The sequence below is a fragment of the Candidatus Propionivibrio aalborgensis genome (assembly GCF_900089945.1).
GTDB classification, from domain to species: Bacteria; Pseudomonadota; Gammaproteobacteria; order Burkholderiales; family Rhodocyclaceae; genus Propionivibrio; species Propionivibrio aalborgensis.
In genome coordinates, this window is the sequence record NZ_FLQY01000327.1 from 1 (window position 1) to 873 (window position 873).

The 873-nt window shown below is 58.4% G+C and carries 2 protein-coding genes; one reads left to right on the forward strand and one right to left on the reverse strand.

Going from position 1 to position 873, the window contains the following annotated elements; genetic code table 11:
• Nucleotides 1-190: redoxin domain-containing protein (locus tag PROAA_RS13650; protein ID WP_186411863.1), on the reverse strand; the 190-nt coding region annotated here is incomplete at its 3' end.
• A gap of 55 nt (nt 191-245) precedes the next feature.
• Here PROAA_RS13650 and PROAA_RS13655 point away from each other — a divergent pair.
• The coding region (locus PROAA_RS13655) for a 16S rRNA (uracil(1498)-N(3))-methyltransferase (RefSeq protein WP_186411864.1) at nt 246-873 on the forward strand (628 nt) is incomplete at its 3' end.

Here is an 873-nt window from a genome sequence, read left to right on the forward strand (position 1 = left end):
CCTGCAGCGCATCGCGACAGATACGGTCGATGATGGCCTTGACATACGGGCAGTGATTGCAGATGAACATCAACAATAGACCGTTGGGACCACGAAGCGTGTCTAGTGTCCAGTGTTTGCCTGAAGTGTCGGGGAGTTCAAATTCCGGGGCTTCCCAGCCGAAATTGCAGAGCGGGGTAGTGATGGCCATGACTGTGGTAATCCTTATGATTACGCTGTCTTACGCGTGCTTCTATAATATCACCATGAGTACCCCACGATTCTACTGCCTCGAGCCCTTGGTGATCGGTTCGCGCTATGTTCTGCCTGACGCCGCCGCAAGGCACGCGTCTCGGGCGCTGCGATTGCGCGTTGGGGATGATCTCGTTTTGTTCGATGGCGCCGGCGGTGAGTATGTGGCACGAATCGCCGTGCTCGATCGAGATCAGGTAAGCGTGGATGTAATGGAATGGTGTGATGTCGAATGCGAGGCGCCGATAGAGGTGACGCTTGTGCAGGCTCTGCAGGCTGGCGAGAAGATGGACATGACTGTGCAGAAAGCGGTCGAATTGGGTGCGAGGCGAATCGTCCCGGTGACGTCACAGCGCAGTACGGTACGTCTCGCTGGCGAAAGGGCAGTGCGGCGTGTTGAGCACTGGCGTGGCGTGGCCATCGCGGCCTGCGAACAGTGCGGACGCAACCGGGTGCCGGAGGTGTCCGCACTGCAGAGTTTGGAACAGTGGCTGGGCAAGTCTCCAAACAGCGGTGTTTTGCGCTTGATGTTGGTGCCCGGATCGGAGCAAACTCTGGCTAGCATTGCACCACCGGCGCCGGGCGGGAAGGTGGATGTGCTAATCGGCGCTGAAGGAGGTTTGGCACCTGATGAAGTCGAGC